The organism is Actinokineospora sp. HUAS TT18, from assembly GCF_051364635.1.
Taxonomy (GTDB): Bacteria; Actinomycetota; Actinomycetes; order Mycobacteriales; family Pseudonocardiaceae; genus Actinokineospora.
Genome location: NZ_CP195645.1, coordinates 2,325,871 through 2,350,593, shown reverse-complemented (window position 1 = coordinate 2,350,593; position 24,723 = coordinate 2,325,871). Strand labels below are relative to the sequence as shown.

Sequence of the window (24,723 nt, the reverse complement as noted above, 5' to 3'; positions counted from 1 at the left end):
GTCAGGTCACTACTTTCCGCCCCAACCCTCCAACGGTATGAGGGCTAGGTTCGGCATGCTGTACCGGCATCGTCGGACGGAAGCGGAGAAGGGACATCACGTGCGAAACCAGACGGTGAAGGCCGGTGTGCTGGTCGCTGGCGCGTTGTTGCTCGCAGCCTGTGGCACGAACAAGACCGAGTCGGGTGCAGGCGGGGGCAACCAGAGCTGCGACCAGAGCAAGGGCACCCTGGTCATCGGCGTCATCGCGCCGCAGTCCGGTGGTCTGTCCGCGCTTGGCCTCGGCATCAAGAACTCCGCGCAGCTCGCGGCCGACCAGGCCAACGAGAAGTGCGCCGTCAAGGGCTACAAGCTCGCTGTGCAGACCGAGGACGACCAGGCCACGGCCCAGGTCGGCGCGCAGGCCGCGACCCGGCTCTCCTCGAACGCGAACGTGGTCGGCGTCGTGGGAACGCTGAACTCCTCGGTCGCGCAGAGCGTGCAGCCGATTCTCAAGGGCAAGAACATCGTTCAGATCTCGCCCGCCAACACCAACCCGTCGCTGACCCGCGGCGCCGACTACGGCACCGCGCCCAAGCGCGCGTTCGAGACGTACTTCCGCGTCTGCGCCACTGACGACCTGCAGGGCCCGTTCGCGGCCAAGTACCTGGTCGGCAAGGCGGGCAAGAAGTCCATCGCGATCATCACCGACGGCAAGACCTACGGTGAGGGCCTCGCGGCGGAGTTCAAGAAGCAGGCCGAGAAGGACGGCGCCAAGATCGTCACCCAGCAGAAGGTCGGCGAGAAGGACACCGACTTCGCGGGCGTCATCGCCACGGTGAAGGGCTTCAACCCCGACGCCATCTACTACGGCGGCGAGTACCCGCAGGCGGGCCCGCTGTCGAAGCAGGCCAAGGACGCCGGTCTGAACGTCCCGGTCATGGGCGGCGACGGCATCTACGACCAGAAGTTCATCGACCTCGGTGGTAAGGAAGGCGACCTGGCCACGTCGGTCGGCGCCCCCACCGACACCCTGCCCAGCGCGAAGGCGTTCGTCGACGCGTACAAGGCCAAGGGCTTCAAGGACGACTTCAGCGCCTACGGTGCGTTCTCCTACGACGCCACCAACGCGATCATCGGTTCGCTCGCCAAGGCCGTCGAAGGCGGCGAGTGGAGCGACGCGAAGCGCGCTGACCTGATCAAGAACGTCCAGTCCTACTCGGCTCAGGGCGCGACCGGTGACATCAAGTTCGACGAGTACGGCGACAGCACCAACAAGCTGCTGACCGTCTACAAGGTGTCGGGCGGCAAGTGGGTGGCCGACGAGACCGGAACCTTCGGCGGCTGATAGCGCAGTTCTGGTCCCAATAAAGTCGGATGTGGCGGGGGTAGGCGAAATTGCTTGCCCCCGCCGCTTTTGGAGGTAGACGTGGCCACGCTGCTACAGCAGCTCATTAACGGCCTCGTGCTGGGCGGTTTGATCGCGCTCATCGCGCTGGGCTACACGATGGTGTACGGCATCATCCAGTTGATCAACTTCGCCCACGGCGAGGTCTTCATGGTGGGCGGGTTCGCCTCGCTCGCCACCTATACCTATTTCATTCCGCCGAGTTGGCAGAGTGACTGGTGGCTCGCGCTGCCACTCATGGCTCTCGGTGGCGCGCTCGTCGCCGTGGTGCTCGCGGTGGTCATGGAACGGTTCGCCTACCGGCCGCTGCGCAACGCGCCGCGCCTGGCACCGCTGATCACCGCACTGGGTGTCTCGGTCATCCTCAAGGAAGCGGTTCGCCTCTGGTACCCGGGCGCGACCGCCGCGGTCCCCTTCCCCCGTGTCTTCGTCAACCACACGTTCAGCTTCAAGATCGGCGACGGTGAGGTGACGATCGGTGCCACGGCGATCCTGCTGGTGGCCGTCTCGATCGTCGGCGCGGTCATCCTGCAGACCTACATCACCAAGTCGCGGATGGGCCGCGCGATGCGCGCCACCGCGCAGGACCCGGACACCGCCCGCCTCATGGGCGTGAACCCGAACCGGACCATCGTGCTGACGTTCGTCATCGGCGCGGCACTGGCCGGTATCGCGGGTGTCCTGTACGGCATCCAGATCACCAACGTCGACACCGAGGTCGGATTCCTCTACGGCATCTTCGCGTTCACCGCGGCGGTGCTCGGCGGCGTCGGTTCGATCAAGGGCGCGGTCATCGGCGGGTTCGCCATCGGTCTGGTCAAGACGCTGTCCGGACAGTATCTGCCTGGCGGCAACGCGTACGACCTGGTCTGGATCTTCGTGATCCTGATCCTCGTACTGGTCTTCCGGCCGCAGGGCCTGTTCGGTGAGCCGGAAAGGGTGCGCGCGTGAACATTCCTCCTGGATGGGGCTGGCTGGCCGAGAATGGCGCGATCGCCATCGGTGCCATCGCCGCCATCGCACTCTGGGTCTTCGTGTGGCGCAGGGCCTCGGCTTATGTGGTGCCGCGCTCGGCCCTGTGGAAGCCGTTGGCCATCGCCGGTTCCGTGCTGACGATCATCTCCTCGCTCATGCCGTGGGCCACGTTCGTCCTCAACGAGGGGCCGTATCCGGACAAGGCGACCCTGCAGTTCTTCGACTCGCCGTTCGCGGTGAGCGGCTTCCGCCTGCACCTGCTCCTGCTGGGCGCGGTGGCCCTGGTCATGCTGTTCGTGCCCGGCCCGCGCAAGCGCGTCCAGAAGATGCTCGGCGCGGGCATCATCGGCATCGCGATCGTCAACCTGCTGTTCATCATCATCGAGGGCGGCGGCGTCGGGGCGGTCACCTCCGACGGCTCGACGTTCGCCTTCGGCGGTTTCGTGGCGCTCGTCGGCGGTCTCGTCCTCGTGTTGGGCGCCAAGGCGGGGGACAACCTCGAGCCGATCCCGCACCTGAACGCGAAGGTCAACCCGCTGCTGGCCTACGCCGTGCTGCTGGCCTCCTTCGTGGGCCTGCTGTTGGTCGTGGCCATGGTGCTCAACGCGGGCGGCCAGGGTGGTGTGGGCAACCCGTACGCGGGTCCGATCTTCCTGTCGCTGCTGGCGTTCCTCGCCGGTGCGCTCGGCGCGCTGCACGGGTTCGGCGTCACCGGCTGGATCTCGCGGCTGTCGGACAACCACAAGGTGTTCAGCATCGTCGTGCTGCTGCTCGTGGCGCTGGCGCTGCCCTTCACCGAGGCGGGCACCGACTACTGGATGACGACCGCGGCCAACATCGGCGTCTACGCCGCGACCGCGATCGGCCTGAACATCGTCGTCGGCCTCGCGGGCCTGCTCGACCTCGGTTATGTCGCGTTCCTGGGCATCGGCGCGTTCGTCGCGGCGAACTTCTCCGGCGCGGTCGCGGCCAAGGCGGGCATCGAGCTGCCGTTCATCGTCGCGGCGATCATCGCCGCTGTCGTGGCGGGCATCTTCGGCGCCATCGTCGGCTCGCCGACGCTGCGCGTGCGCGGTGACTACCTGGCGATCGTGACGCTGGCCTTCGGTGAGATCTTCAAGAAGGCCGCCCAGAACGACATCGGCGGGCTGACCGGCGGCGCCAACGCCATCCCGGGCGTGCCGCCGATCAACTGGTTCGGGGCGTCGTTCGACCAGCCGCTCACCATCGGCTCGCTGGAACTGCCGTCCGGTGTCCTGTACTACGTGCTGATCATCGTGCTCGTCGCGCTGGTCATGGTCGTGTTCGCGAACCTGAAGAACTCGCGGATCGGCCGCGCGTGGATCGCCATCCGCGAGGATGAGGACGCCGCGCGCGCCATGGGCATCAAGACCGGCCAGGCGAAGATCCTCGCGTTCCTGATCGGCGCCACGCTGGCGGGTCTGGCGGGCGCGGTGTTCGCCCACAAGACCTCGACGGTGGCCTACGACAGCTTCCAGTTCATCGAGTCGGTGACGCTGCTGGCGGCGGTCATCCTCGGCGGCATGGGATCCATCCCGGGTGCCGTGCTCGGCGCCTCGCTGCTGCTGGTGCTGCCGGAGAAGCTGCGTGAGTTCTCCGACCTGCGACTGATCCTGTTCGGCCTCGCGCTGGTGCTGATCATGCGCTTCCGTCCGCAAGGCCTGGTGCCCGACCGGCACCGTCGAGCCGAGTTGGCGAACGAGGGCGCCGAAGGCGTGCCCATCGAGGAACTCAACGTCCCCGACGACACCCCGGGTGGCGCGAAAGCGGAGGTGGCCCGATGACGGCTCCGGTGTTGTCCGCAACCGACGTCACGATGGTGTTCGGCGGTTTGACCGCGCTCAAGGACGTGTCGATCCAGCTGCACGAGGGCCAGATCCTCGGGCTGATCGGCCCCAACGGCGCCGGGAAGACGACGTTCTTCAACTGCCTCACCGGCCTCTACACCCCGACCCGCGGCTCGGTCCGGCTCAAGGGGCGCACGCTGCCCAGCGACCCGGCCCAGGTCACCGTCGCCGGGGTGGCGCGCACGTTCCAGAACATCCGGCTGTTCCCCAGCATGACCGCGCTGGAGAACGTCCTGGTGGGACGGCACGCGCGGATGAAGCAGGGCCCGATCGCCTCGCTGTTCCACGGCCCCGCCTTCAAGAAGGGCGAGGCCGCCGCCCGCGAGCGCGGTCTGGAGCTGCTCGACTTCGTCGGACTGTCCGGTTTGGACGACGAGCTCGCGCGCAACCTGCCCTACGGCGACCAGCGGCGGCTCGAGATCGCCCGCGCGCTGGCCACCGACCCGGCGGTGCTCCTGCTCGACGAGCCCACCGCGGGCATGAACCCGCAGGAGACCGAGGCGGCCCGCCAGCTGATCTTCGCGATCCGCGAGCTCGGCATCGCCGTGGTGGTCATCGAGCACGACACGAAGTTCATCTTCTCGCTGTGCGACCACGTGTCGGTTCTCGTGCAGGGGCAGCTGCTCGTCGAGGGCGCCCCCGAGGTGGTCCGCGGCGACCCGCGGGTCATCGAGGCCTACCTGGGCAAGCCGCCGGAGGAGGTCCAGGCCGAGGTGCAGGGCTACGCCGACGAGACCGCGGCCGAACGGACATCGGTGATCGACACCGTCGCCGAACGCACCCAGGTGATGGAGCCGATCCGCCGCGAAGAGGGAGGACAGCAGTGACCGCACTGCTCGAGGTACGCAACCTCAGCGTCGCCTACGGCGCGATCGAAGCCGTCCGGGACGTGACGTTCTCCGTCGAAGAGGGGCAGATCGTCAGCCTCATCGGCAGCAACGGCGCGGGCAAGACGACCACGCTGCGCACCATCTCGGGTCTGCTCCGGCCCAAGTCGGGCGACATCCTGTTCGAGGGGAAGTCGATCGCCGACGCGGCCGCGCACGAGATCCTGGAACGGGGCGTGTCGCACTGCCCGGAGGGCCGCAGGCTGTTCGGCCGGATGACGGTCGAGGAGAACCTGCAGCTCGGCGCCTACGTCCGAAAGGACAACGGGGTCGCGCAGGACATGCAGCGGGTCTACGACCTGTTCCCGGTCCTGGGCGAGCGCCGCAACCAGAAGGCGGGCCTGTTCTCCGGCGGCGAGCAGCAGATGCTCGCCATCGGCCGGGCCATGATGTCCAAGCCGCGGCTGCTCATGCTCGACGAGCCCTCCATGGGCCTGTCGCCGATCATGACCCAGCGCATCTTCGACACCATCTCGGAGCTGCAGTCCCAGGGCACGACGATCCTGCTGGTCGAGCAGAACGCGCTGGCGGCGCTGGCGCTGTCCGACCGCGGGTATGTGGTCGACCTCGGCCGTACGACGCTGGAAGGCCCGGGTCACGACCTGCTGGCCGACACCCGCGTCCGCGCCGCCTACTTGGGCGAGGACTGAGGTTTCACTGAAGTAGCGAGGGCCGCATCCCGGACGGGGTGCGGCCCTCGCTGCTTCCCGGGTCCTACTTGTCGCCGGGGGCGCGGTCGAGCGCCACACAGGTGAGGCGGGCGGTGCAGGTGCGCTTGCCGGACTCCTCGGTGATCACGATCTCGAAGGTCGACGTCGAGCGGCCGATGTGCTGCGGGGTGCAGACGGCGGTGACCAGGCCGGAGCGGGCGGCGCGGTGGTGGGTGCAGGAGAGCTCCAGGCCGACGACCAGCTTGCCCTCCGGCGCGTTGAGCGCGGCGGCGATCGAGCCGAGGGTCTCGGCGAGCACGGCGTTCGCGCCGCCGTGGAGCAGGCCGTAGGGCTGGAGGTTGCCCTTGACCGGCATCGTGGCGACCACGCGCTTCGGGTCCCAGTCGGTGACCTCGATGCCGAGCTTGTCGGCGAGCAGCTGGTCGGCCACCTCGGGACGCAGGCCAGGAATCTTCGACGGGTCGATGGTGCTCACGCGGCCACCTCCCAAGGTCGGTGGCTCCACTCGCGAAGGCACTGTGTCGATGATTCACTCGCAAGCTCGCTCATAGGGACCTCCGTTGGGTGACGCTTGGTCGACTGACCCCCACTCTGGGCGAGGCTGTCGGTGGCTCAGCCTAGACTCGCCGGGTGCCCGCGCAGACCGAAACCCGGACCAAGCCCGCCGCCACCACCGACCGCCGTCGATTGCTGCTGATCGATGGCCACTCGATGGCGTACCGGGCCTTCTTCGCGCTGCCGAAGGAGAACTTCTCCACCGGCACCGGCCAGCACACCAACGCGGTGTACGGCTTCACGTCGATGCTGATCAACCTGCTGCGCGACGAGGCCCCGACGCACCTGGCCGTGTGCTTCGACGTCTCCCGCAAGACCTTCCGCAGCGAGACCTACGCCGAGTACAAGGCGAACCGCAGCACCAGCCCGGACGAGTTCAAGGGCCAGGTCAGCCTCATCGAGGAGGTCCTGTCGGCGCTGTGCATCCCGACGCTGTCGAAGGACAACTACGAGGCCGACGACCTGATCGCCACGCTCACCACGCAGGCGGTCGCCGACGGCTACGAGGTCGCGATCTGTACCGGCGACCGCGACGCGCTGCAGTTGGTCAACGACAAGGTGACGGTGCTGTACCCGGTCAAGGGCGTGTCGGAGCTGGCGCGGTTCACCCCGGACGCGGTGCTGGCCAAGTACGGCGTGACACCCACCCAGTACCCCGACTTCGCCGCCCTGCGCGGCGACCCGAGCGACAACCTGCCGAAGGTTCCCGGCGTCGGCGAGAAGACGATCACCAAGTGGATCCAGCAGTTCGGCTCGCTCAACGAGCTGATCGACCGGGTCGACGAGGTCAAGGGCAAGATCGGCGACTCGCTGCGGCAGAACCTGTCCAGCGTGATGCTCAACCGCCAGCTGACCGAGCTGGTCCGCGACGTGCCGCTGGAACTGGCTCCCGACGACCTCGCCGTCCGCGCCTGGGACCGCGACGCGGTCCACCGCCTGTTCGACGAACTGGAGTTCCGCGTCCTGCGCGACCGCCTGTTCGCCACCCTGCAGAGCGCCGAGCCCGAGGCCGAGGAAGGCTTCGAGGTCAGCGGCGGCGCCCTTGAGGCGGGCGCCCTGCCCGCCTGGCTGGCCAAGCACGCGCCCAAGGGCACCCGCATCGGCCTGTCCTTCCGCGACGTCGCCACGGGCGTCTCCGGCCAGGCCGTCGAGCTGCGTTCGGTGGCCCTGTGCGACGCCGCCGGCCAGGGCGTCTACGTCGACGTCACCACCCTCGACGAGAACGACGAACGCGCCTTCCGCGACTGGCTCGCCGACCCGGACGTCCCCAAACTCGCCCACGACGTCAAGCGCGCCCTCCACGCCCTGCGTCACCGCGGCTGGACCCTGGAGGGCCTGGCGACGGACACCGCCCTTGCGGCCTACCTCGTCCGCCCCGGCCAGCGCACCTTCAGCCTCGACGACCTTGTGCTGCGCTACCTGAAGCGCGAACTCCGCGTGGAGGACGGCGACGGCGAACAGCAGCTGTCCCTGCTGGACGAAGAGGGCGACGACGAACGCAAGCTCGCGGCGGGCGAGATCCTCCGCGCCCGCGCGATCGCGGAACTGGCCGACGCGTTGGACACCGCCCTCCGCGACGCGGGCCAGTACTCGCTGCTGGGGGAGATGGAACTGCCCCTGCTCCAGGTCCTCGCGGAACTGGAGGCCGTCGGCATCGCGGTGGACACCGAGAAGCTGACCACCCTGGAGTCCCACTTCGCCACCCGCGTCCGCGACGCGGAGCGAGCCGCCTTCGACGTCATCGGCAAAGAGATCAACCTGGGCTCGCCCAAGCAACTCCAGGTCGTCCTGTTCGACGAACTGGCCATGCCGAAGACCAAGAAGACCAAGACCGGCTACACCACGGACGCAGAGGCCCTCACCACCCTCTACGCCCAGACAGAACACCCGTTCCTGCAGCACTTGTTGGAACACCGCGACGCGATGCGCCTGAAGATCACCGTCGAGGGCCTCCTCAAGTCGGTCTCGGATGACGGCCGCATCCACACCACCTTCAACCAGACCATCGCGGCCACGGGCAGGCTGTCGTCGACCGAGCCGAACCTGCAGAACATCCCGATCCGCACCGAGGCAGGCCGCACAATCCGTGACGCCTTCATCGTCGGCCCGGACTGCGAAGACCTGCTGACGGCCGACTACAGCCAGATCGAAATGCGCATCATGGCCCACCTGTCGGAAGACGAGGCCCTGATCGCCGCCTTCAACTCCGGCCACGACTTCCACGCCGCCACCGCGGCGAAGGTCTTCGGGGTGGAACCGTCGGACGTCACCGGCGAACAACGCGCCAAGATCAAGGCGATGAACTATGGCTTGGCCTACGGGTTGTCGGCGTATGGGTTGTCGCAGCAGCTGAGGATCTCCACGGAAGAGGCCCGCGGCCTGATGGACGACTACTTCGCGGGCTTCGGCGGAGTCCGCGATTACCTCCAGGAGATCGTCGCCCAGGCCCGCAAGGACGGCTACACCGAGACGATCTTCGGCCGCCGCCGCTACCTCCCCGACTTGACCAGCGACAACCGCCAACGCCGCGAAATGGCAGAGCGAATGGCACTGAACGCCCCAATTCAGGGCAGCGCCGCAGACATCATCAAGGTAGCGATGCTCGGCGTACAGCAAGAACTGAAGAACTCGGACCTGAAGAGCCGAATGCTCCTGCAGGTACACGACGAACTGGTATTGGATGTAGCAAAGGGTGAACGGGAGCCGGTAGAAACACTGGTCCGCACCCAAATGGGCAATGCATACCAGTTGCGGGTACCTCTGGACGTATCAGTCGGCTTCGGCAAGTCATGGAACGAAGCAGCACACTAACGGTGCATTCATAGTAAACCCGCCGGCAGGCAACGCCACGAAACCCACTACTGACCCAGTCTCAACTGATTGCAGAGCATTCTGCTGGCGCAGAGCTGACGTATGAGCAAGCTCAAGGAGTGCCACCAAGCGGGCGCTCCCTCGTCAATCCGGCTAAGGGATTGCCAGGACGAGGGTGCAGGGGGAAGTGCGGGGACCTGTTTACAGGCCCAGTTTGGTCATTGCGTGTTGGGCCATCTTTGCCTCACCCAGGGCGTTCGGGTGGACCGGAACGAAGTTGGTGCCCCACAGTGCCGGTTCCACCCATCGGGTCCCAATGGGCTTGCAAGCGTCGTGGCCCTCCGAAGCCGCCGCCAGGTCCACGAAAGTCACCCCGGTCTGCCCTGCGGCAGTGGCGATCACCTGGTTCAGATGTGCCTGAAGGTTCCGCAGATAAGGCACGTCCCCCTTCGCGATCGGCATCAGCAGGAAGCAACCATCCGTCGCCGGGAGGATCCACGGGTACCCAAGGATCGCGACCCTCGCGTTAGGCGCCTTAGCCCGCAGGTCCCGCAGCGCCTGCAACACCGCCGGATACACGGTCTGGTCGATCTGATTGTCGAAGTAGTTCCCGTAGATCGTCTTACACGGACTCCCAAACCCAAGCGTCACCACACCAGCCGACCCGCAGGCCGCGATCGCGCTGATGAAGATGCTCGCGTCGTTCCCGCCGATCGTCAGCGTGACCAGGTCAGTCTCCGCGCTCAGAGCGTTGAACTGGGGCTGGGTGACGAACGGGTACTGCGCTGCCGTGAAGTCCTTCGTCTGTGCGCCACCGCAGGTCATGTCCGTCAACTGGGCGCCCGTGGCCGCGGCGATCACGTTCGGATAGTTGCGGGTGGTGCGTGCACACAACGGCGTGATCGACGGATCCAATGGCAACACGCCGGACCCGGCGCTGTAGGAATCGCCCAGGGCGACGTAGTTCACCGGGTCCGCCGCCTGTGACGGGGCGGCCGTGACCAGCAGGGATGTCGCGGCCAGGGCGGCGGCCAGCGCGATGCGACGCTTCATGGGCACTCCGGTGTATCGCAGGGGCTACTTCCGGGTAACTTGACTCGGAGCGTGGCGCCAGTCACACGTCGGTGTCAAGACTCGGAAGCCAAGCGAGTGCCGGGCGGACAACAAACCGGGCGCGGCCTTGTTCCCGGTGACAAATCAGGCGGCGTGGGTGCAGGTCGGGCACGAGCAGTCCGCGCAGGTGCAGTTCCCGCAGGTGTCGGAGCAGCCGTCGCACTGGCACTGGGCGTGGTTGCAGGTCGGGCACGTGCAGTCGGAACAGTCGCAGACCGCGCAGGAGTCCGTGCAGTTGCCGCAGGCGCACTTGGTGCACTCGTCGTAGTGGACGCCGTTCTCGTCCAGGTGTTCGTGGTGCAGGTGGCCGTCGTGGAGGTAGTCGACGTGGTCGGCGTGGACGACGGACTCGTGGCCGCAGCCGGGGCCGTGGGTGTGGCGGTGGTGCTCGGCGGGGCGGTGGGTGGTGGGGGCGCTCATGCGGAACTCCTTATACGTCGAGTGCCCCAATCGTCGTGGCCCGCCCATGGTCCGTCCACTTGGTACCGGACGCGTCACCCAGGCGGGTCACGGGTCCGTGCGCAGCCGTTGCCACAGGTCAGCCGCGTCGGGACGCAGCGCCAGGCGGTTGGCGTTGGCCGGGTGCGGGGTGGTGGGGACGGTGATGAGCTCGATCGTGTCGGCCGTCAGGGCGCGCAGGTCGTGGGCGAGCGCGGCCAGAGCGGTCAGTGAACCGAGGCCGGTGTCGGTGACGATCGACTTCGTGGCGATGTCGGCGATCCGGTAAGCCTGGGTCGGATCCGACAGCAGGTCGCGCGGGGCCAACGTGGTCGCGACAGCGCGGAGGAACTGCTGTTGCAGGTTGATCCGGCCGAGGTCGCCGCCGTCGCCGACGCCGTGGCGGGTGCGGACGAAGGCCAGGGCCGTCGCGCCGTCGAGGTGGTGGGTGCCCGCGGCCAGGTGAAGGCCGCTGCGGTCGTCATCGATAGGGGCGTCGATGGTGACATCGACGCCGCCGACCGCGTCGATCAGACTCGCGAAGCCGGTGAAGTCGAGTTGCACGAAGTGGTCGACGCGCAGGCCGGTGAGGGATTCGACCGTCCGCACCGTGCAGGCCGCGCCGCCGACGGCGAAGGCGCTGTTGAACATGGCGCTGCCGACGGCGCCCCGGCCGCAGTCCGGCCTGGGCACCATGAGGTCGCGCGGGATGCTGACCACGGTGGCGCGCTTCCGGTCGGCCGACAGCCGGACCAGCATCGTCGTGTCCGACCGGGCGCCGCTGTCCTCCGGGCCGTAGCGGCCGTTCTCGCCCTGGCGGGTGTCAGAGCCGATGAGCAGCACCGTCAGCGGCGTGCCCGCGGCCAGCGGCGGCAGCGGCGGCGGGCGGTCGACGCCGATGGCCGAGTTCAGGTCGACCGTGGTCAGGTTGCCCTGGAGCCGGAAGTACGCCGCGGCCGCGACACCGCCGACGGCGAGGACCGCGGCCACGGCCACCAGCGCGAACAGTCGCTTCATACCAGTGACGGTGCCCGCCCGGTGTGGTGAACCTGTCAGCCGAATGTGACGAACCGATGAGTGTCCTCATCGGACTCCAGCGCCGTACAGGTTGGTCACAGCGGTCACACAGGTTCATCACAACCGCCCGACACAGTGAGTCTCGTAAGCGATCAAGAGCCGGGACTTCCCGGCCCCGCAGGGAATGTGAGCAACCATGAACCTCGTCCGCACACTCGGCACCGGTGCGGCGCTGGCGGCGGCAGCGCTGGTCATCGCGACGCCCATGGCGTCGGCCGACCAGCAGCCGAGCTCCACCGTCACCGTCTCGCCCACGCCCGCGCCCGGGCCGCCGTCGACCGCGGCCACCAAGCCGAAGGCGCCCGCCCCGCAGGTCCGCGAGTTGCCGAAGGGCGCCCCGGAGACCGGTGGCGGCCCCGAGGACACCTCCGGCGTGGCGCTGTGGGTCGTCGGCGCGGCCGGTGCGGCGACCGTCGGCGCGGGCGGGATGCTCGCGCTGCGGCGTCGCCGGGTGACGAACTGACCGTGCGCGCGCACGGCAGGCAGGGCGGCCGCCGCGTCGTGGCGGCCGCCCTGCTGGTCTGCGCACTCTCCGGGTGCCAGGCCGCGGCGACGGGGGAGACCGCGCCGCCGCCCACCCCGGTGACCAGCGGACCGACCACAACCACGACGCAGGCCCAGTCGAAGCCCGCCAGGATCGACATTCCGCGCATCGGCGCCACGTCCACCCTCACCGAACTGGGGCTCAACCCGGACCGGACCGTCGAGGTCCCGCCGCTCGACCAGCGCATGCAGGCGGGCTGGTACCGCAACGGCCCGGCGCCCGGCGAGATCGGCCCAGCGGTGGTCCTCGGCCACGTCGACGGGCACGGCAAGCCGGGAATCTTCTTCCGGCTGCGCGAACTCCGGCCCGGCGACAAGGTCCTGGTCACCCGCGAGGACGGCCGCGCGCTGACCTTCGTCATCGAGCGCGTGCGCCAAGTCCCGAAGGCGGACTTCCCGACCGACGAGGTCTACGGCGACACGACCCGCCCGGAACTGCGGCTGATCACCTGCGGTGGCACGTTCGACCACGCCGCGAAGAGCTACCGCGACAACACCATCATCTACGCGGTCCTGTCTGACGCAGCCGGATCGTGAACGTCGTGCCCACGCCCAGCGTGCTCGCCACGCTGACGGTGCCGTCGTGCAGTTCGACCAGGTTTCGCACCACGGCCAGGCCGAGGCCGCTGCCGCCGGTCTGCCTGCTGCGCGACTTCTCCGCACGCCAGAACCGGTCGAACACCTGCGGCAGGTCGTCCGGCGCGATGCCCGGCCCGGTGTCGGCGACCTCGATGACCACGTGGTCGCCGCGCTGGGCGGCCCGGATGGTGACCCGCCCGTCCGGCCCGCCGTAGCGCACCGCGTTGCCGACCAGGTTGCCCAGGACCTGCCGCAGCCGCACCGGGTCGGCGACGATCTCGGGCACCGGCCCGACCTCGACCCGGATGTCCACAGCGGACTGAGCGCGGTGCGTGGTGGCGACCTGGTCGATCAGGTCGGCGACGTCGACCGTCCTCGGGTGCAGCCGCAGCTTGCCCGCGTCGGCGAGCGCCAGATCCTGCAGGTCGTCGATCAACCGTTGCAGGACAACACTTTCCTCCAACAGCGACGCGATGAACGCCGGGTCGGTCTCGGCCACCCCGTCCTGCGCGGCCTCCAGCCAGCCCCGGATGTTGCCCAGCGGCGCCCGCAGTTCGTGGGACACGTCGCTGACCATGTCCTTGCGCTGGCGCTCCAACGCCTCTCTGTGCGCCGACAGCTCGTTGAACACCGAGGCCAGCTGGCCTATCTCGTCCTTCGACTTGACCGTGACCCTGGCCGAGCTGTCGCCGTCGCGCATCCGCTGCGCGGCCTCGGTGAGCGCGCGGATCGGCCGGGTCAGCCGGGTCGCCAGCAGCACCGTCACCCCGACCGCGAGCAGCAGGATCGCCGCGGCCACCGCCGCGATCCGCAGCGCGCTCGCCCGCGACAGGCCCGTCGGCGCCGCGGTCTCGCCTGCAGGGTCGGTGATGAACAGCAGGGCGGCGGGGCTGGTGTAGGGCAGCACCATCGCCCGCCTGCTCTTGTCCATACAGGCCGTGACCATGTCGTTCGCCGCGCTCTTCGGCATCGGGGACACGGTCACGGTGCTCGACGGCGCCCCGGGCGCGGGCGCGGGGAGCCCCGGCTTGGTCGCCGGGGTGCTCGCGACCGGTGGCTGGCCCGGGCGGGCAGTCGTCGGGACGGCCGCCACGGTGTCGGTCAGCCAGGACATGTCGACGCGCAGCATCACCGGCTGGCCGTTCGCGGCGGTCACACAGGCGTTGACCGCGTCGTTGAGCGCGTTCAGCGAGGTCTGCTCGGTGGGTGTCAGCGCGTCCAGGCCGCTCAGCCCGCAGAACTTGATGCCGTACAGGTCGTCCGACGGCTGGGAGCGCACGACCGAGCGACCGGTCGGCAGCTCGTCCACGGTGATCGTGTAGCCGGTGCGCTCACGCAGGCACGACGCGGTCTTCTCCGCGCGCTCCCGCAGCTCCGCGCGTTCCTCCTGAGTGAGCGCGAACGGCCCGACCGCGCGTGGGTCGATCCGGTGCGACGGCGCGTTTGGCACCAGCGCCGGGTCGACGGCCAGCGGGTCGACCACGGCGGAGGCGGTCTGCGGCAGCGTCGCGTTGGCCGACTGCGCGATCGGCGCCCGCGCGCTGGTGGTCAGCACGATCACCCGCCCGGTGTCCCGAGCCAGGTCGGCCACGAGCTGGCCGACCCCGTCCCAGTTCGCGTGGGTGGCGGCGTAGCCGAGCAGCGTGTCGTAGATCTTCGCGTCGGTGGCCAGCGCCGACCCCTGCTCGGCCCGGATCGCCCCCGACGTCGACCGCGCCGCCAGCCACGCCGTCGCCGCGATCGCGCACGCCGCGATCAGGACCGAGCCCGCCAGCAGGCGGACCAGCAGGCGGCGGCGGAACTCAACCCGTGCGGCCACAGAGCCGGTACCCCACTCCGTAGACGGTCGTCAGGTAGACCGGTTTGCGCGGATCGGGCTCCAGCTTCTTGCGCAGGTTCATCACCCGCACGTCGATCGTCCGCTCGGTGATGAACCCGTCCACCCCGTGCGCCTGCTCCAGCAACTGTCTGCGGGTGAACACCCGGTCGGGCTGGCCCGCCAGCACCAGCATGATCTGGAACTCCGACGGCGTGCACTCGATCCGGCGGCCCGCGACGGTCAGCTCGTGGCGGATCGGGTCGACCACCAGGTCACCCACCACCAGCGGCCGCTCCTGGGCGGCCTCGGTGCGGGTGACCCGGCGCAGCAGCGTGCGGACCCTGGCCATCAGCTCACGCGGGCTGTACGGCTTGGTCAGGTAGTCGTCGGCGCCGAGGTCGAGGCCGAGGAGCAGGTCGTCCTCGGTGGACCGCGCGGTCAGCATCAGCACCGGCACCTGGTTGCCCTCCGCGCGCAGCACGCGGCACACGTCGAGGCCGTCGACCCGCGGCATCATCACGTCGAGCAGCAGTAGGTCTGGACGCAGCGCGCGGGCGTCCTCCAGCGCGGCCCGGCCGTCGTGCACCACCGCGACCTGGTGCCCCTCGCGCTCCAGGTAGCGGCGGATCAGCTCGGCCTGCTTGACGTCGTCGTCGGCCACCAACACGTGCGCGCACAAACCGCGGACACCTCCCTGCCAGCGAGTATGTCCGGCACGTGACGGCGAAGCCAGTTCGGCACAGGTCGGTGACCCCACCAGAACAAGTTCTTCACATTCGCTCGGCGTCGCGGAACGCCGCGACGGCCGTGGGCAGGGTCGCGAAGACGCGGTGGTCGCCGACCTTGTCCAGGAAACCGGCGCGTTCGAGGTCGTCGCGCAGCTCCTGCTTGACCCGGGCCATGGCGAAGACGATGCCGCGGCGGTCCAGTTCGGCGCGCAGCTCCTCCAGCGCGTCGATGGCGGTCAGGTCGATCTCGACGTTCGCCTCGGCGTTGAGCAGGAACCACCGGGGCGGGGTGGGCGCGGCTTCGAGCGCGGCGATGGCGCGCTGGCGGAAGTCGTCGGCGTTGGCGAAGAAGAGCGGGGCGTCGTAGCGGTAGACGACGAGGCCCGGTACCTGCTCGGCGTTGTCGTAGTCGTCGATGTCGTGCATCCCCGCGACCCCGGGGACGTAGCCGAGGATGCCGTCGTGCGGGCGGGCCACCCGGCGCAGCAGGTCCAAGATGGACAGTGCGATGGCGGCGAGCACACCGTAGAGGACACCGAGCAGCAGCACGGCGACCACGGTCGCCAGGGCGATGACCAACTCGCTGCGGCGGAACCGGGCGATGCGGCGGAACTCGGTCAGCTCGATCAGCCGGAACGCCGCGTAGATCACCAGGGCGCCGAGCGCGGCGGTGGGGAAGTTGCCGAGGACCGTGCGGCCGAACAGGAGCGTGAGGGCGACCATGGCCATCGCGACGAGTGAGTGGGCCTGGCTGCGGCTGCCTAGTGCGTCGCCGATGGAGGTGCGGCTGGCGCTGCTGCTGACGGGGAAGCCGCGCAGCAGGCCGGAGGCGAGGTTGGACGTGCCCAGCGCGAGGAGCTCGGCGTTGGCGTCGATCTTGTAGCCGTTGCGGGTGGCGAACGAGCGGGCGGTGAGGACGTTGTCGGTGTAGCCGACGACTGCGACGCCGACGGCGGGGAGCAGCAGGGCGGTCAGATCGGCCGCGGAGATGGCCGGGATGCCGGGGACCCGCAGTTCGGCGGGGATCTCGCCGACGACCTTGATACCGAAGTCGCGCAACGAGAACAGGGCCGTGGCGGCGGTGGCGAGGAGGACGCCGATGAGGGGGACGGGGAGTCGGGGCCAGAGTCGGTTCGCGATGATCAGGAAGGCGAGGACGCCTGCGGCCAGTGCGACGGTGGGGAAGTGGGTGTTGTGGGCTTCACGGAGGAAGGACTGGAACTCGTTGACGATTGACTCGCCCTCGACGTTGACCTTGGCGACTTTGCCGAGCTGGCCGACGATCATGACGACGGCGATGCCCGCCATGTAGCCGATGAGGACTGGCTTCGAGAGCAGGTCGGCGAGGAAGCCGAGTCTCGCGAGCCAGCCGATGACGCAGAGGACGGCGACGATGAGGGCGAGGGCTGGGGCGAGGATGGCTGCTCTCGCCGGGTCGCCCGCCGCGAGCGGGGCGATGGCCACGGCGGTCATAAGGGCGGTGGAGGACTCGGGGCCTACGGAGAGTTGGCGGGAGCTGCCGAAGATGGCGTAGAGGAGCAGGGAGCCCATGATCGCCCAGAGGCCCGCGACCGGTTCGAGGCCCGCGACTTCGGCGTAGGCCATGACCTGGGGGATCAGGTAGGCGGCGACGGTGACGCCAGCGATGATGTCGGGGCGCAGCCAGGCGCGTTCGTACTTGCTCAGGGCGACTGCGCCGGGGGCCAGTCGTTGGAGGGCGGGCACTGGATCAGTGTGCCTCCGAAACGCCTACCGGACAGGACGGGCTCGCCTACGATTCGCCGCATGCGGATTCTGTGCTTCGCCATGAGCGTGATCTCGATGCTGCTTTGCGCCCTCTGTGTGCTGATGGGCATGCTCAGCGACGACGCGACGGGAAGTCCGTCGACGAGGGTGTCGCTGGTCGACGAGCGTCCACTTGAGTTGAACGGCGCCGCCGCGAGCCTGGGTGACGCCGACTTCCCGTGGCCCGCGGCAGGCCAGATCATGGCGATTCTGGCGGTGGCGTGGATGGTTGGGGCGGTCGCGTTCCGGCCCGTGGAGCGGCAGGCGGCCGCACAGTCGGTTCCGGTGCAGCAGCCCGCGCCCGCGCACCCGTTCCAGCAGGGCGGCGGGTATCCGCCCAACCAGCGTTAGCTCACCCGCTGAGCTGGTGGTCCAGCACCGCGGGGGAGAGGGCGTGCTGCACGACCATCGCCGCCGCTCCCAGTACGCCTGCGTCGATGCCCGCCTGGGACGGCACGATGGCCAGGTTCTCCGTGGCCAACGGGAGTGACCTTCGGTAGATCGCTTCCCGTACGCCCGCCAGGAGCATCTCGCCTGCCAGGGCGATTGAGCCGCCGATGACGATCAGCGACGGGTTGAACATGCTTACGCACGCGGCCAGGACCTCGCCGATGTCCCTGCCCGCCTGGCGCACCGCCTGACCGGCTTCCAGGTTGCCCGCCCGGACCAGGTCGACCACGTCGGAGCTGGTCATGGCGTCGATGCCGTTCGCGCGCAGGTTCGCGGCGATGGCGGGGCCGCTGGCCACGGCTTCCAGGCAGCCGGTGTTGCCGCAGCGGCAGGGAGCGTCGCCGCCGTGGGGGGCCAGGACGTGGCCGAGGTCGCCCGCCGCGCCGACGGCGCCGCGGTGCAAGGCGCCGTTGCTGATGAAGCCGGAGCCGATGCCGGTGGCGACTTTGACGACGATCATGTGCTGGGCGTCGGGGAAGCACGTGGCGTGTTCGCCGAGGGCCATCAGGTTGACCTCGTTGTCGACCAGGACCGGGACGTCCAGTTCGGCCGCCACCCTGGCAGGGACGTCGTAGCCGTCCCAGCCCGGCATGATCGGCGGGTTGTTCGGGCGCCCGGTGGAGTGCTCGACCGGGCCGGGCAGGCCGATGCCGACGCCCGCCAGCCGGGTCTCGTCCAGGCCGGAGTCCTTCAGCAGCCTGCGCCACGCCTCGACGAGCAACGGCAGGACGGTTTCGGGGCCTTCGGCGATGTCGAGGCCGAGCTTGGCGGTGGCCAGCAGCGCGCCGGTCAGGTCGGCGACGGCGATGGTGGCGTGGGTGGCGCCGACCTCGGCGGCCAGGGCGACCCGGGCCTTGGCGTTGAACACGAACCGGCCCGCGGGCCTGCCGCCGGTCGACGCGCCGCTGCCGCCGTCGGTGATGAGCCCGGCGTCGAGCAGGGCGTCGAGGCGGGCGCGGACGGTGGACCGGGCGAGTCCGGTCTCGACGACTAGCTCGGCGCGCGTGCGCGGCCTACCGTCGCGCAGCAGGCGCAACAGCTCCCCCGGCGAGCCCGCCGTGGCGGTGATGACTTCGGCTTCCACCTCCTCAGTCAACCAGAAATGCCCGAAGTCGGTCATTAGCTGTCACCCGCGCGTCCTAACTTGGACGAAACTCGCCAGACTTTTGATTGACTTCCGCCAATAGTCCCCCTACTGTTCGCCACATGACTGTGACCCACCTAACTTTGGCGGCCGGGGACGGCGTGGCCGAGGCTCGAATCCTGCGCTCCGCGGTGGTCGGCGCCGGTTTCATGGGCCGCGTCCACGCCGAGGCCGCGCGGCGGGCGGGCGTCCGGGTCGTGGCCGCGCTGGGCGGGAGCCCTGGGGGTGCCGAACGGGCCGCGCTGGCCGTCGGCGCCGAGCGCGGTTACCCGACGCTCGAGGCGCTGCTGTCCGACGCCGACATCGACGTCCTGCACGTCTGCACGCCCAACGCCGACCACGCCGGGGTCGCCCGCGCCGCGCTCGAAGCGGGCCTGCACGTGGTGTGCGAGAAGCCGCTGGCGACCAGCCTGGAAGACGCGCAGGGGCTCGTCGAGGCCGCGGAGGGGCGGGTCGCGACGGTGCCGTTCGTCTACCGCTTCCACCCGATGGTCCGCGAGCTGCGCGCCCGCCTCGCCCGGGGCGAGGCCGGGGTCGTCTCCACGGTGATCGGCGGGTACCTGCAGGACTGGCTGTCGCGGTCGACCGACGTCGACTGGCGGGTGGACTCCACGATCGGCGGGCCGTCGCGTGCCTTCGCCGACATCGGCTCGCACTGGTGCGACCTGTTCGAGTTCGTCACCGGCGATCGGATCGTCCGGCTCTCCGCGCAGACCGCCGTGGTGCAGGACCGGCCGTCGGCGGCCAACGCCTCCACCGAGGACGCCGCCGCGGTGCACTTCGGCACCGAGTCGGGCATCCTCGGCACCCTGGTCGTCTCCCAGGTCGCCGCGGGCCGCAAGAACCGGCTGCACCTGGAGCTCTCCGGCACCGAGGCCAGCTTCGGCTTCGACCAGGAGGACCCGGAGCGGCTGTGGGTGGGCAGACGCGAGGGCAGCCAGGTGCTGCTGCGCGACCCGGACACCCTCTCGGAGTCGGCCGCCCGCTACGCCTTGCTGCCCGCGGGCCACGCCCAGGGCTACCAGGACTGCTTCGACGCCTTCGTCGCCGACACCTACCGCGCCGTCGGCGGCGAGACCCCCGACGGACTGCCCACCTTCGCCGACGGCCTGCGCGCCGTGCGGATCACCGACGCCGTGCTGGCCTCGGCGGCGGCGGGCGGCGACTGGATCGAGGTGACCCCGTGACCGCTGCCGCTGTCCGACTCGAAGGCATCCACAAGGGCTTCCTCGGCGTCCCCGTGCTGCGCGGGGTCGACCTCGAGCTCCACGCGGGTGAGGTCCACGCGCTGATGGGGGAGAACGGCGCAGGCAAGTCGACGCTGCTCAAAGTGCTGGCAGGCGTGCACAAGCCGGACTCCGGCCGCATCCTCGTGGCGGGCGAGGAGAAGTCCTTCGGCGCGCCGCACGAGGCGCAGGCCGCCGGGATCGCGATCATCCACCAGGAGTTCACCCTGCTGGAGCACCGCACCGTCGCCGAGAACGTCTACCTTGGCCGCGAGCCGGTGCGCCGCGGCCAGGTCGACCGCCGCAAGATGGTCGCCGACACCAAGGACCTCCTCGACTGGCTCGGCGAGGACGGCATCGACCCGACCGCCGAGGTGACCCGCCTGTCGGTCGCCCAGCGCCAGGTCGTGGAGATCGTCAAGGCGCTGTCGACCGACGCGACCGTGCTGGCCATGGACGAGCCGACCGCCGCGCTCGCCGACCACGAGGTCGAGCTGCTCTACGACCTGGTCCGGCGGCTGCGCGAGCGCGGGATCGCCATTCTCTATGTCTCGCACCGCATGCGTGAGGTGTTCGACCTCAGCCAGCGCATCACCGTGCTCAAGGACGGCGCGTTCGTCCACTGCGCGCCGACCGAGGAACTGACGTCCGACCAGCTCGTGCGGTACATGGTCGGCCGCGACCTCGACGCCCTGTACCCGGACCGCGCCGATGACGACGCACTCGGCGCGGTCCGTTTGTCCCTCCGCGGCGCGGGCAACTCCCGGGTGCGCGACGTGACATTCGACGTGCGCGCGGGCGAGATCGTCGGCATCGCGGGCCTGCAGGGCTCCGGCCGGTCCGCCGTGGCGCGCGCGATCTGGGGCGTGCAGCCGTTCACGTCGGGCAGCGTGGAGCTCGACGGCGTGAAGCAGCGCGTGCGCGGACCGCGGTCGGCGGTGCGCAAGGGCATCGCGTTCGTCACCGAGGACCGCAAGGCCGAGGGCCTGGCGCTGCACCAGTCGGTGCGGGACAACGCGCTGCTGGTGCGCCGCGCCGCGCTGCGCGGGGCCAAGGCCCGCAAGCACACGGACCTGCCCGAGCTGTTGAAGTCGGTCGCGGTCGTCGCGCGCGGGCAGCACCAGGAGGTGCGCTACCTGTCCGGCGGCAACCAGCAGAAGGTCGTGCTGGCCAAGTGGCTGGCCGTGGCGCCCCGGGTGCTGATCGTCGACGAGCCGACCCGCGGCATCGACGTCGGGGCGAAGCAGACGGTCCACCGGCTGCTCCGCGAGCTGGCGGGCAATGGGGTCGCCATCCTGATGATCTCCTCGGAACTGCCCGAGCTGATCGGCATGAGCGACCGGATCCTGGTCATGCACGAGGGTGCCATCGCGGGCGAACTTCCCGCGGGCGCCAGTGAGGAAGCCGTCATGGGACTCGCCACAGGTCATGGGGTGCCGGCATGACCATCGTCGAAGCGAAACCGCCGGTGAGGAGCAAGAAGGTGCCCAGGCCGGGGAAAGTCCGCATCACCCCTACCGTGACCGTCTACTTGGCGCTGTTGGCGCTGCTGATCGTGGGCAGCATCCTCGTGGCGCTGCAGGGCGGCGTGCTGCTCGACCAGGGCGGCATCCTCAACATCCTGACCCGCAGCACCGTCCTCGGGCTGGTCGCGGTCGGCCAGACGATGGTGATCGTCACCGGGTCGCTCGACCTGTCGGTGGCCTACCTGGTCGGACTGTGTTCTCTCGTCGCGGCGGAGACCATGGCGGGCAGCGACTCGATGATGGTGCCGGGCGTGCTGCTCGCACTCGGCGTCGCCGCCGCGGTCGGGCTGGTCAACGGCCTGGTCATCACCGTGTTGAAGGCCAACGCGTTCATCGCGACGCTCGGTGTCGCGCTGATCCTGCGCGGCTACCTTGAGGACAACTACACCGGACCCGCGGGCAGCGTCCCGCGCGCGTTCCAGCACCTCGGGTTCGACCGGCTCGGCCCGGTGCCGATCGCGTCGCTGCTCATGGTGGCGATCGCGGCGGCGGCCTGGTGGTACCTGCGGCGGACCCGCTCCGGCTACCACATGTACGCCGTCGGCGGCGACATCGACGTCGCCCGGCTGTCGGGTGTGCGGACCGGCCGGACCATCGTCATCGCGCACGTGCTGTGCGCAGTCGCGGCCGGGCTCGCCGGGGTGTTCCTGGCCTCCCGCCTGGGATCGGGCGCTCCCTACGTCGGCACGGACGCGGGCTACGACCTGGAGTCCATCGCCGCGGTCGTGCTCGGCGGCACCGCGCTGGCCGGTGGCCGGGGCGGGATCGTCGGCACCATCGGCGGCGTGCTGATCCTGGCCACTTTGGACACCGTGTTCGACGACCTCGCCGTGGACCCGTTCTTCAAGGACGTCGTGCGCGGCATCGTCCTCATCCTCGCGGTGGCGCTCTACGCCCGCCGCCAGTTGTCCCGGAGGTCGGCGTGAACGCAGCGAAGTCCTGGAGCCCTCGGCTGGCCGAGGGCACCGCTCCCGTACTGGTCGTGCTTGTCGCCCTGCTGATCGGGCTGGCCATCGCCGGACCCGCCTACTCCGACCCCAGCGGCTACCTCGCGCTGCTCAAGCGCGCCGCGCCGCTGGTGATCCTGGCCATCGGGCAGTACTTCGTGGTCGTGTCCGGCGGGTTCGACCTGTCGGTCGGCTCGCTGGTGACCGCCGAGGTGGTGATCGCGGCCCGGCTGATCAACGGCGAGGACTCGGCCACCGCGTGGGTCATTCCATTGCTGCTTGGTTTCGGTGTCCTCATTGGACTTGTCAACGGCCTCATCACCACTAAGCTCTTGGTTCCGTCCTTCATCGTCACCCTGGGCATGCTGCTCGTGCTCGACGGCGCGGTGTTCCTGTGGACCGGCGGTGCCCCGCGCGGCGCGCTCTCACCGTCGTTCCGCGTGTTCGGCCGCGGCGGGGTGGACGTTCCGGTCCTCGGGCTGGTGCCGTGGTCAGTGGTGATCCTGCTGGTCGTGCTCGTCGCCGCGGTGCTGTTCATGCGCGGTGGCGTCGGCCGCACCCTGGTCGCCGTCGGCGACAACGAGGACGCCGTGCGCCTGGCGGGCGGCAAGGTCGAACAACTCAAGATCCTCGCGTTCGTCCTGTCCGGGCTGCTCGCGGCGCTCGCCGCGATTCTGCTCGGCGGGTTCGCCGGGGTGTCCGCCCAGGTCGGGACGGGGCTGGAGTTCCGCGCCATCACGGCCGTGGTCCTCGGCGGCGTCCTGCTCGGTGGCGGGCGCGGTTCGGTCGTGGCCGCCGCGGCGGGCGCGTTGTCCCTGGAAGCTCTCTTCTCTCTGCTGAACCTGCTCGGTGTCTCCGGCGCGCTGGAGTCCGCGGTGCAGGGCGTGATCATCATCGCCGCCGTCGCCTACGCCTCACTTGGCGCGGGCCTGAGGCACAAGGTCTTCACCCGCAAGGCCCGCCTCGAACCAGCTCCCCGCTAAACCCTGTAGTGCCAAGGAGAAAATACTGATGAACCGGAAATGGTATGTCGTCGCCGTCGCGGGCGCGCTCGCGTTGGCGGGGTGTTCCAGCGACCTGCCCGCGCAGAGCGGGGGGAGCAGCGAGGCCAACAAGCCCACCGAGGCCGCGGCCAAGTCGAAGTTCTTCGACCAGGCCGTCTACGACAAGCAGCTGAAGCAGCGCTCGATCAAGGCAGAAGGCCCCGCGGACAAGCCGTGGGAGCAGATGCTGGCACCCGAGATGGTCGACACCGCCAAGTTCGCCAAGCCGGGCGGAAACTACAACCTGTGCTTCTCCAACGCCTCGGTGGACAACCCGTGGCGGCAGGTCGGCTGGAAGACCATGCAGGAGGAGGTGAAGCTGCACAAGGAGATCACCAAGTTCACGGTGCTCGACGCCGAGGGCAAGGACGACAAGCAGATCAGTGACCTGCAGTCGTTCGCCTCGCAGGGCTGCAGCGCGATCATCGTCTCGCCCAACACGACCGCGACCCTGACCCCGGCGGTCGAGGCCGCGTGCAAGACGAACGTGCCGGTTATCGTGTTCGACCGCGGTGTCACCACGAACTGCCCGGTCACCTTCATCCACCCGATCGGCGGCTTCGCCTTCGGCGCCGACGGCGCGGAGTTCCTGAAGGAGAAGGTCAAGCCGGGCGGCAAGATCCTCGCCCTGCGCATCCTTCCCGGTGTCGACGTGCTGGAGCAGCGGTGGGCCGCGGCGAACGAGATCTTCGCGGGCAGCCAGCTGAAGGTCGTCGGCGTGGAGTTCACCGATGGTGACGCGGCCAAGACCAAGAGCATCGTCAGCGACTTCCTCCAGCGCGAGGGCACGATCGACGGTGTCTGGATGGACGCCGGTGCCACGTCGGTCGCCGCGATCGAGGCGTTCCAGGACGCGGGCGTCGCGCTCCCGGCCATCGTGGGCGAGGACCAGCAGGACTTCCTGCGCCTGTGGGCCGAGGAGAAGCTGACCGCCATCGCCCCGACGTACCCGACCTACCAGTGGCGCACGCCGATCGTGGCCGCGCTGAAGATCCTGGCGGGCCAGCAGGTGCCCAAGGAGTGGGTGCTGCCGCAGCCGCGCATCACGCAGGACAACGTCAGCAGCTTCGTCAAGCAGGACATGCCTCCGCTGCACTACGCCATGTGTGGCTGCGAGACCATGGCAGGCTACCCCGGACCCTGGAAGTAAC

Annotated in this window: 22 protein-coding genes; 14 read left to right on the top strand and 8 right to left on the bottom strand. The window is 69.5% G+C overall.

Features of this window, described 5'->3' with window-relative positions:
• Positions 1–100 precede the first annotated feature (100 nt).
• The 5 genes from ACSHT8_RS10405 (at position 101) to ACSHT8_RS10385 (ending at position 5,767) form a co-directional block, all read left to right on the top strand.
• Entirely contained in the window at positions 101–1,327 is a 1,227-nt protein-coding gene (locus tag ACSHT8_RS10405; protein ID WP_436500069.1) for a branched-chain amino acid ABC transporter substrate-binding protein, read from the top strand.
• An 81-nt stretch (positions 1,328–1,408) separates the two neighbouring features.
• Positions 1,409–2,338, top strand: coding sequence for a branched-chain amino acid ABC transporter permease (locus tag ACSHT8_RS10400; protein WP_436500067.1), 930 nt, complete (start codon positions 1,409–1,411; stop codon positions 2,336–2,338).
• On the top strand, positions 2,335–4,167 hold the full coding sequence (locus ACSHT8_RS10395) for a branched-chain amino acid ABC transporter permease (RefSeq protein ID WP_436500065.1): 1,833 nt from the start codon (positions 2,335–2,337) through the stop codon (positions 4,165–4,167). Before ACSHT8_RS10400 ends, ACSHT8_RS10395 begins: the two co-directional genes overlap by 4 nt.
• Positions 4,164–5,057: an ABC transporter ATP-binding protein gene (locus ACSHT8_RS10390; RefSeq protein WP_436500063.1), complete on the top strand. Its 894-nt coding sequence runs from the start codon at positions 4,164–4,166 to the stop codon at positions 5,055–5,057. The genes ACSHT8_RS10395 and ACSHT8_RS10390 overlap by 4 nt, the downstream gene beginning before the upstream one ends.
• Entirely contained in the window at positions 5,054–5,767 is a 714-nt protein-coding gene (locus ACSHT8_RS10385; RefSeq protein WP_436500061.1) for an ABC transporter ATP-binding protein, read from the top strand. The genes ACSHT8_RS10390 and ACSHT8_RS10385 overlap by 4 nt, the downstream gene beginning before the upstream one ends.
• A 64-nt stretch (positions 5,768–5,831) precedes the next feature.
• Here the strand turns inward: ACSHT8_RS10385 and ACSHT8_RS10380 are convergent, their stop codons facing one another.
• Complete coding sequence (locus ACSHT8_RS10380; protein ID WP_436500060.1) at positions 5,832–6,263, bottom strand: hotdog fold thioesterase; 432 nt, start codon at positions 6,261–6,263, stop codon at positions 5,832–5,834.
• Between the two features lie 236 nt (positions 6,264–6,499).
• Here ACSHT8_RS10380 and polA point away from each other — a divergent pair, with 236 nt between their 5' ends.
• Positions 6,500–9,154: a DNA polymerase I gene (polA, locus tag ACSHT8_RS10375; protein ID WP_436502033.1), complete on the top strand. Its 2,655-nt coding sequence runs from the start codon at positions 6,500–6,502 to the stop codon at positions 9,152–9,154.
• A gap of 201 nt (positions 9,155–9,355) precedes the next feature.
• Here polA and ACSHT8_RS10370 read toward each other — a convergent pair whose 3' ends face one another.
• From ACSHT8_RS10370 to ACSHT8_RS10360, 3 genes are all read right to left on the bottom strand, one after another.
• Positions 9,356–10,207, bottom strand: a complete 852-nt coding sequence (locus ACSHT8_RS10370) for an SGNH/GDSL hydrolase family protein (RefSeq protein ID WP_436500058.1) — start codon at positions 10,205–10,207, stop codon at positions 9,356–9,358.
• Positions 10,208–10,351: 144 nt separating this feature from the next.
• Positions 10,352–10,687, bottom strand: a complete 336-nt coding sequence (locus ACSHT8_RS10365) for a hypothetical protein (RefSeq protein WP_436500056.1) — start codon at positions 10,685–10,687, stop codon at positions 10,352–10,354.
• 87 nt (positions 10,688–10,774) lie between these two features.
• The gene (locus tag ACSHT8_RS10360) at positions 10,775–11,722 is read right to left on the bottom strand and encodes an LCP family protein (RefSeq protein WP_436500054.1); all 948 of its coding nucleotides are present in this window, start codon (positions 11,720–11,722) and stop codon (positions 10,775–10,777) included.
• Between the two features lie 196 nt (positions 11,723–11,918).
• On the opposite strand from ACSHT8_RS10360, the gene ACSHT8_RS10355 reads away from it, so the two are divergent.
• Positions 11,919–12,245, top strand: a complete 327-nt coding sequence (locus tag ACSHT8_RS10355; RefSeq protein WP_436500052.1) for a hypothetical protein — start codon at positions 11,919–11,921, stop codon at positions 12,243–12,245.
• A gap of 2 nt (positions 12,246–12,247) precedes the next feature.
• Positions 12,248–12,862: a class F sortase gene (locus ACSHT8_RS10350; RefSeq protein ID WP_436500050.1), complete on the top strand. Its 615-nt coding sequence runs from the start codon at positions 12,248–12,250 to the stop codon at positions 12,860–12,862.
• On the opposite strand, the gene ACSHT8_RS10345 is transcribed toward ACSHT8_RS10350, so the two are convergent.
• The 3 genes from ACSHT8_RS10345 to ACSHT8_RS10335 all read right to left on the bottom strand — a co-directional run bounded on the left by ACSHT8_RS10345 (position 12,825) and on the right by ACSHT8_RS10335 (position 17,176).
• Positions 12,825–14,723, bottom strand: a complete 1,899-nt coding sequence (locus ACSHT8_RS10345; protein ID WP_436500047.1) for an ATP-binding protein — start codon at positions 14,721–14,723, stop codon at positions 12,825–12,827. The genes ACSHT8_RS10350 and ACSHT8_RS10345 overlap by 38 nt on opposite strands.
• A complete protein-coding gene (locus ACSHT8_RS10340) occupies positions 14,707–15,402 on the bottom strand; it encodes a response regulator transcription factor (RefSeq protein WP_436500045.1) in 696 nt (231 codons plus the stop codon). Before ACSHT8_RS10340 ends, ACSHT8_RS10345 begins: the two co-directional genes overlap by 17 nt.
• A 91-nt stretch (positions 15,403–15,493) precedes the next feature.
• Positions 15,494–17,176 carry a SulP family inorganic anion transporter gene (locus ACSHT8_RS10335; protein ID WP_436500043.1) on the bottom strand — a complete coding sequence of 561 codons (1,683 nt, stop codon included), beginning with the start codon at positions 17,174–17,176 and terminating at the stop codon, positions 15,494–15,496.
• A gap of 60 nt (positions 17,177–17,236) precedes the next feature.
• On the opposite strand from ACSHT8_RS10335, the gene ACSHT8_RS10330 reads away from it, so the two are divergent.
• Complete coding sequence (locus ACSHT8_RS10330; protein ID WP_436500041.1) at positions 17,237–17,587, top strand: hypothetical protein; 351 nt, start codon at positions 17,237–17,239, stop codon at positions 17,585–17,587.
• A 1-nt stretch (position 17,588) separates the two neighbouring features.
• Here the strand turns inward: ACSHT8_RS10330 and ACSHT8_RS10325 are convergent, their stop codons facing one another.
• On the bottom strand, positions 17,589–18,806 hold the full coding sequence (locus tag ACSHT8_RS10325; RefSeq protein ID WP_436500039.1) for an ROK family protein: 1,218 nt from the start codon (positions 18,804–18,806) through the stop codon (positions 17,589–17,591).
• 86 nt (positions 18,807–18,892) lie between these two features.
• Between ACSHT8_RS10325 and ACSHT8_RS10320 the strand changes: the two genes are divergently transcribed.
• The 5 genes from ACSHT8_RS10320 to ACSHT8_RS10300 are packed head-to-tail and all read left to right on the top strand — an operon-like array spanning position 18,893 to position 24,722.
• On the top strand, positions 18,893–20,017 hold the full coding sequence (locus ACSHT8_RS10320) for a Gfo/Idh/MocA family protein (RefSeq protein WP_436500037.1): 1,125 nt from the start codon (positions 18,893–18,895) through the stop codon (positions 20,015–20,017).
• The gene (locus tag ACSHT8_RS10315; RefSeq protein WP_436500035.1) at positions 20,014–21,501 is read left to right on the top strand and encodes a sugar ABC transporter ATP-binding protein; all 1,488 of its coding nucleotides are present in this window, start codon (positions 20,014–20,016) and stop codon (positions 21,499–21,501) included. The genes ACSHT8_RS10320 and ACSHT8_RS10315 overlap by 4 nt, the downstream gene beginning before the upstream one ends.
• A complete protein-coding gene (locus ACSHT8_RS10310) occupies positions 21,498–22,508 on the top strand; it encodes an ABC transporter permease (protein ID WP_436500033.1) in 1,011 nt (336 codons plus the stop codon). The genes ACSHT8_RS10315 and ACSHT8_RS10310 overlap by 4 nt, the downstream gene beginning before the upstream one ends.
• Entirely contained in the window at positions 22,505–23,512 is a 1,008-nt protein-coding gene (locus tag ACSHT8_RS10305; RefSeq protein ID WP_436500031.1) for an ABC transporter permease, read from the top strand. The genes ACSHT8_RS10310 and ACSHT8_RS10305 overlap by 4 nt, the downstream gene beginning before the upstream one ends.
• 28 nt (positions 23,513–23,540) lie before the next feature.
• Positions 23,541–24,722, top strand: coding sequence for an ABC transporter substrate-binding protein (locus tag ACSHT8_RS10300; protein WP_436500029.1), 1,182 nt, complete (start codon positions 23,541–23,543; stop codon positions 24,720–24,722).
• Position 24,723: the final 1 nt, after the last annotated feature.

Excerpts from the sequence above, each read along its gene's own strand:
- ACSHT8_RS10360 (WP_436500054.1), bottom strand. The coding sequence starts at position 11,722 with ATGAAGCGACTGTTCGCGCTGGTGGCCGTGGCCGCGGTCCTCGCCGTC.
- ACSHT8_RS10325 (WP_436500039.1), bottom strand. The coding sequence starts at position 18,806 with ATGACCGACTTCGGGCATTTCTGGTTGACTGAGGAGGTGGAAGCCGAA.
- polA (WP_436502033.1), top strand. The coding sequence starts at position 6,500 with ATGGCGTACCGGGCCTTCTTCGCGCTGCCGAAGGAGAACTTCTCCACC.
- ACSHT8_RS10370 (WP_436500058.1), bottom strand. The coding sequence starts at position 10,207 with ATGAAGCGTCGCATCGCGCTGGCCGCCGCCCTGGCCGCGACATCCCTG.
- ACSHT8_RS10355 (WP_436500052.1), top strand. The coding sequence starts at position 11,919 with ATGAACCTCGTCCGCACACTCGGCACCGGTGCGGCGCTGGCGGCGGCA.
- ACSHT8_RS10390 (WP_436500063.1), top strand. The coding sequence starts at position 4,164 with ATGACGGCTCCGGTGTTGTCCGCAACCGACGTCACGATGGTGTTCGGC.
- ACSHT8_RS10300 (WP_436500029.1), top strand. The coding sequence starts at position 23,541 with ATGAACCGGAAATGGTATGTCGTCGCCGTCGCGGGCGCGCTCGCGTTG.
- ACSHT8_RS10310 (WP_436500033.1), top strand. The coding sequence starts at position 21,498 with ATGACCATCGTCGAAGCGAAACCGCCGGTGAGGAGCAAGAAGGTGCCC.
- ACSHT8_RS10320 (WP_436500037.1), top strand. The coding sequence starts at position 18,893 with ATGACTGTGACCCACCTAACTTTGGCGGCCGGGGACGGCGTGGCCGAG.
- ACSHT8_RS10330 (WP_436500041.1), top strand. The coding sequence starts at position 17,237 with ATGCGGATTCTGTGCTTCGCCATGAGCGTGATCTCGATGCTGCTTTGC.
- ACSHT8_RS10365 (WP_436500056.1), bottom strand. The coding sequence starts at position 10,687 with ATGAGCGCCCCCACCACCCACCGCCCCGCCGAGCACCACCGCCACACC.